3 protein-coding genes and 1 pseudogene are annotated in these 5669 nt (G+C 71.7%); 2 read left to right on the plus strand and 2 right to left on the minus strand.

Annotated features, from left to right (window positions below):
- Positions 1-319: 319 nt before the first annotated feature.
- Entirely contained in the window at positions 320-1702 is a 1383-nt protein-coding gene (locus VGO20_RS22325) for an aspartate aminotransferase family protein (RefSeq protein WP_327504595.1), read from the minus strand.
- Between the two features lie 625 nt (positions 1703-2327).
- Between VGO20_RS22325 and leuA the strand changes: the two genes are divergently transcribed.
- Entirely contained in the window at positions 2328-4001 is a 1674-nt protein-coding gene (gene leuA, locus VGO20_RS22330) for a 2-isopropylmalate synthase (protein WP_327504596.1), read from the plus strand.
- A gap of 154 nt (positions 4002-4155) precedes the next feature.
- Positions 4156-4515: an RT0821/Lpp0805 family surface protein gene (locus VGO20_RS22335; protein WP_327504597.1), complete on the plus strand. Its 360-nt coding sequence runs from the start codon at positions 4156-4158 to the stop codon at positions 4513-4515.
- A 57-nt stretch (positions 4516-4572) separates the two neighbouring features.
- Here VGO20_RS22335 and VGO20_RS22340 read toward each other — a convergent pair.
- Positions 4573-5669, minus strand: a pseudogene (locus VGO20_RS22340) (hypothetical protein); the annotation flags it as partial.

The following is a 5669-nucleotide window of genomic DNA, read 5'->3' on the forward strand; positions in this document are numbered from 1 at the left end:
CCCGCCCGGGCGGCCGGGGGCAGCGGCCAGGGACAGCACTCCCACAGGAACCCGCCGAGGGGGCCGGCCTCGGCCTCGACCACCGTGCCGTCGCACGACAGCACGCCGGCGAAAGCCGGTCCGGGTACGTCCAACGAAGCCGCGGGCGCCGCGCGCCCCGAAACGGTCTTCATCGGCGGTGTCCTCGAAAGTGGGGTGGCGAGCGATAGTAGCGGCACGCGGCCGCCGGCGGCAACGCCGCCCGGCCTCCTCCTCTCCCGTGCAGGCACGGGAGAGGAGGAGGCGGCGCCGGCGCTACGTCACGCCCCGCGCGTCGGCGCTACATCACGCCCAGATCGCGCGCCGTCGCGTCGATGGCGCGGGTGGCGCGTTCGACCAGGTCGTCGACCTCGTCGCGGGTGATGACCAGGGGCGGGGCGAGGACCATCGTGTCGCGCACCGCGCGCATCACCAGGTCGTTGGCGAAGCAGTGGTCGCGGCACATCTGGCCGATCTTGCCGCCGCCCGGCCAGAAGGTCCGCCGCTGCCTGTCCTTGACCAGTTCGATCCCGGCGATCAGCCCGACGCCGCGCACCTCGCCGACCAGCGGATGGTCGGCGAAGGCTTCGCGCAGGCGCTGCTGGAGATAGGGGCCGATGTCGGTGCGCGTGCGCTCGACCAGCCCGTCGCGTTCCAGGATCGCGATGTTCTCCAGCGCGACCGCGCAGGCCAGGGGATGACCGGAATAGGTGAAGCCGTGGTAGAACTCGCCCCCGTCCTCGACCAGCGTGCTCGCGACGCGCCCGCCGACCATCACCGCCGACAGCGGCACGTAGCCGGACGTGATCCCCTTGGCCAGGGTCATGATGTCGGGCTCGATCCCGTAGAGATCGCTGCCGAACCAGTGCCCGGTGCGCCCGAAGCCGCAGATCACCTCGTCGGCGATCAGCAGCACGTCGTGCTCGCGGCAGATCCGCACCACCTCGGGCCAGTAGCTTTCGGGCGGGATGATGACGCCGCCGGCACCCTGGATCGGCTCGCCGATGAAGGCGGCGACGCTGTCGGGGCCGAGCTCGAGGATCTTCTCCTCCAGCAGCCGGGCGGCATGCCGGCCGAACGCCTCCGGGTCCATGTCGCCGCCATGGCCGTACCAGTAGGGCGGCAGGACATGCGTGAAGCCCGGCAGCGGCAGGTCCGCCTGGCCGTGCATCGGCGCCATGCCCGAGAGGCTGACCGCGGCCATGGTCGAGCCGTGGTAGCCGTACTGGCGGCCGATGAAGGTCTTCTTCCCGGGCTTGCCGCACAGGTTCCAGTAGTGGCGGACCAGCCGGACGACGGTGTCGTTCGCCTCCGAGCCGGAATTGGCGAAGAAGACGTGGTCCAGCCCCGCGGGGGTCAGCGCGGACAGCTTCTCCGCCAGGGCCACCGAGGGGATCGTCGCGGTCTTGAAGAAGGTGTTGTAGTAGGGCAGCTCCAGCATCTGGCGATGGGCGACGTCGGCCAGCTCGCGCCGGCCGTAGCCGACATTGACGCACCACAGCCCGGCCATGCCGTCGAGGATGCGCCGGCCGTCGCTGTCCCAGAGATGGACGCCGTCGGCGCGCGTGATGATCCGGCTGCCGCCTTCGTCGGCGAGCGCCTTGTAGTCGGTGAAGGGGTGCAGGTGGTGGGCGGTATCGGCGCGCCGCCAGTCGGCGGCGCTGCGCGAGGCGTGGATGTCCATGGGTCGTTTCCGATGGTCTGGTCGAGCGAAGGGCGGATCGCGGCCCCGTGGGGCCGGACCATCAGGCCGGCGGGTTGTAGCCGATGCGCGCGCACAGGACCATCAGGTCTTCCTTGCGGGTGCGGGCGCTCCGGGTCCGGGTCGGTCTCATCGGTGGCATGGAGCAGTCCGGGACGGTACGGGGTGTCGTCGGGTTGCACCCCCAGTGTAGCCGATCCCGGCGGGCGGGGAAAGCAGCCGTCCCCTGGCGGGCATTCCCCGGGACCCGCCCCACTATGGAATGCAATCGTTGACGGGGGCGGCCGGGGTCTGTAGCTTCCGTTCACCATGATGGATCGGATGCTGACCCTGCTTCGACTTACGATCCCGGCCTCCCTCGGAGTCCGGTTCGTCCGTCGTCGCCCCCGTCAGCCAGTCCGTCCGCCATGTCCCCCGCGCAAAGCCGCATAAGACCGATCCATCAGACCAGTCACCTGGCCTGCCACGTCCGCCACCGGACGGCGGTCGCGCGCACCCGTCACATGCCCCTCCTTCGTCCACCGGCCCCCCTCCGCTGCGGTCCCCTGCCCAGCGTACCCCTGCCCAGCATGCCGCCGAGACGATGAACACGAAGGAGCGACCTCCCATGCGCACGATGCCCCACCACCGCTACCAGGCCTATCCCCGCGTCGACCTGCCGGACCGCCAATGGCCCGGCCGGGTCCTGACGGCGCCGCCGGCCTGGTGCTCGGTCGACCTGCGCGACGGCAACCAGGCCCTGATCGAGCCGATGGGCCCCTCGCAGAAGCTGCGCCTGTTCAACGCGCTGGTCGAGATCGGCTTCAAGGAGATCGAGGTCGGCTTCCCGGCCGCCTCGCAGACCGACTTCGACTTCGTGCGCCTGCTGATCGAGCGCGACCTGATCCCCGAGGACGTCACGATCCAGGTCCTGACCCAGGCGCGCGAGCACCTGATCCGCCAGACCTTCGAGGCGGTGAAGGGGGCGAAGCGGGTGATCGTCCATCTCTACAACTCGACCTCCGAGCTGCAGCGCCGGGTCGTGTTCGGGACGGACCAGGCCGGCATCGTCGGCATCGCGGTCGAGGGCGCGAAGCTGGTGCGCGACGTCGCGGCCGAGCATCCCGGCACCGAATGGACGTTCCAGTATTCGCCCGAGAGCTTCACCGGCACCGAGCTGGACTTCGCGCTCGACGTCTGCCACGCCGTCATGGAGGTGTGGCAGCCGACGCCCGAGCGCAAGGTGATCCTGAACCTGCCGGCCACGGTCGAGATGTCGATGCCCAACGTGCATGCCGACCAGATCGAGTGGTTCTGCCGCAACCTGCGCAACCGCGAGTCCGCGATCATCAGCCTGCACCCGCACAACGACCGCGGCACGGCGGTCGCGGCGGCCGAACTGGGTCTGCTGGCGGGGGCGGACCGGGTCGAGGGCACGCTGTTCGGCAACGGCGAGCGCACGGGCAACGTCGACCTGGTGACGATGGCGCTGAACCTGTTCTCCCAGGGCGTCGACGCCGGGCTGGACTTCAGCGACATCGACGGCATCGTGGGCATCGCGACCGAGTGCACGCAGCTCCCGGTGCATCCGCGCCATCCCTATGCGGGCGAGCTGGTCTACACGGCGTTCTCCGGTTCCCACCAGGACGCGATCAACAAGGGCATGGCCGCGCTGAAGAAGGCGAACAGCGATACCTGGGAAGTGCCTTACCTGCCGATCGACCCGGCCGACGTCGGCCGCACCTACGAGGCGGTGATCCGCATCAACAGCCAGTCCGGCAAGGGCGGGGCCGCGTTCATCATGGAACGCGACCACGGGCTGGTGATGCCGAAAGGCCTCCAGGTCGAGTTCGGGGCGCTGGTGAAGCGGCTGACGGACCAGAGCGGCACCGAGATGTCGTCCGACGACATGTGGCAGGCCTTCGAGCACGAATACATCGCCCGGACCCAGCCTTTCGACTTCATCGACCACCAGACCCTGCCGGCATCGGGCCGTCCGGGCCAGCGCGTGCTGACCGCGCGCATCGTCCAGGACGGGGTGGAGAGGACGATCGAGGGCGCCGGCACCGGCCCGATCGACGGCTTCGTGAACGCGCTGGCCGCGCAGTGCGGGGTATCGGTACGGGTGATCGACTATCGCGAGCATTCCGTCGGCGCCGGCGCCGACGCGGCCGCCGTCGCCTATGTCGAGATCGAGGCGCCGGAAGGCCGTCCGCGGTTCGGCGTCGGCCGGGACCGCAACATCGTGTCGGCCTCCCTGCGCGCGGTGCTGAGCGCGGTCAACCGCATGCGCGCGGGGTAGGGAGCCGAAGGCCGATCGGGGCATGGCCCCCCGGAGGTAGCCGGATCGCATCCGGCCGCCGCCCCAAGGGGCCGAGCGGCGAGGGGCGGAGCCATGCTATCCCGTTGGTTCGGACCGATTCCCATCGACGGAACCCCGAACCAGGATGGCATTCATGACCGGCTCGCGCTCCGCCCCGATCCTCGCCCTCTTCCTGGCGTCCCTGATGGCGCTGGGATGCGCCGCCACCGGCGACGCCGTCGTGATCGAGGAGACCGGCACCGAGGAGCAGGTGCTGGCCGCGGCCGCCCGGCAGGAAGCGCTAGAGACGCTGCCCAGCCACGACGTGCTCGAATGGGCGGCGCCGGACGGCAGCGTGCAGGGGCGCATCGTCCCGCTGCGCAGCTTCCGCGGCGAGGACGGCCGGTTCTGCCGCGAGTTCTCCGAAGAGGTCACGTCCGGCGAGGCGGTCGACCGTTTCACGGACGTCCGCTGCCGGACGGACGAGGGCCGCTGGCTGCGCCCCACGCCCTGAGGCCCCACGCCCTGGGGGCCCACGCCCTGGGGAAGGACGCCGGAGCCGGGCCGCGGCTCACTCCCATCCGGATTCCAGCACCGACTGCTCTTCGGCGGGGTCGAGCTGTTCCAATGTGGAGGGCCGTTCCGGCTCGCCCTCGATAGGCTCGTCCAGCCACGTCCAGTCCAGCTCGGCCGCCGATGGCGGGCGCGCGACCTCCCTCCAGGAGAGGGTCTGCTGGACGACCGTCGCCGGCGCGGAGTCGTCGCCGTTGCCCCGGACGCTGAAGGTCGGGTTTCCGGCTGCGCTCCTCAGGGCGTCGGGGTTGCTCGGGTCGGCCGGAATCTCGACGGTCGTCGAGCTGCCCGTCCCCGCGGTCGTGGTTCCGGTGCTGCCCGTGCTGCCCGGAACGGCCGCACCCGGGGAACTGCCGAGGGCCGGACCGGCGGACGGGGAGCCTCCCGGTGCGGCCGTGTCCGGAGCCGCACCTCCCGCAGGGCCGAGACCATTGCCCGGAGCCGCGGCGGAGCCGCTGCCTCCGCTTCCGGAACTGCCGGCCGTATCGCCTCCGGGGCCGGACCCGCCGCTGCCGGCCGTATCGCCTCCGGGGCCGGACCCGCCGCTGCCGGCCGTATCGCCTCCGGGGCCGGACCCGCCGCTGCCGGCCGTATCGCCCCCGGGGCCGGACCCGCCGCTGCCGGAGCCGGACCCGCCGCCGCCGGTGCCACCGTCGGGGCCGGATCCGCCACCGTCGTCTTCGGGACCACCGTCTCCCTCGTCACCACCGGCGCCGCCGTCACCCTCGGCGCCACTATCGCCTCCGGCACCACCGTCACCCTCGGCACCGCCATCACCCTCGGCACCGCCATCACCCTCGGCACCACTATCGCCTCCGGAGCCGCCGTCACCTTCGGTGCCACCGCCCTCCGAGCCTTCACTACCTTCAGCACCGCCGCCTTCGGCACCCTCGGCACCGCCGCCTTCGGCGCCACCCTCGGCACCGCCTTCAGCGCCGCCCTCGGCGCCACCCTCGGCACCGCCCTCTGCGCCACCCTCGGCGCCGCCTTCAGCACCGCCCTCGGCACCGCCCTCGGCGCCGCCTTCAGCCCCACCCTCGGCGCCGCCTTCAGCACCACCCTCGGCGCCGCCTTCAGCACCACCCTCGGCGCCGC

Source organism: Arenibaculum sp., assembly GCF_035998295.1.
Taxonomy (GTDB): Bacteria; Pseudomonadota; Alphaproteobacteria; order Azospirillales; family Azospirillaceae; genus DASYHS01.

Bases quoted from the DNA above. Each gene is read 5' to 3' on its own strand.
- leuA (WP_327504596.1), top strand. From the start codon at position 2,328: ATGCGCACGATGCCCCACCACCGCTACCAGGCCTATCCCCGCGTCGAC.
- VGO20_RS22325 (WP_327504595.1), bottom strand. From the start codon at position 1,702: ATGGACATCCACGCCTCGCGCAGCGCCGCCGACTGGCGGCGCGCCGAT.
- VGO20_RS22335 (WP_327504597.1), top strand. From the start codon at position 4,156: ATGACCGGCTCGCGCTCCGCCCCGATCCTCGCCCTCTTCCTGGCGTCC.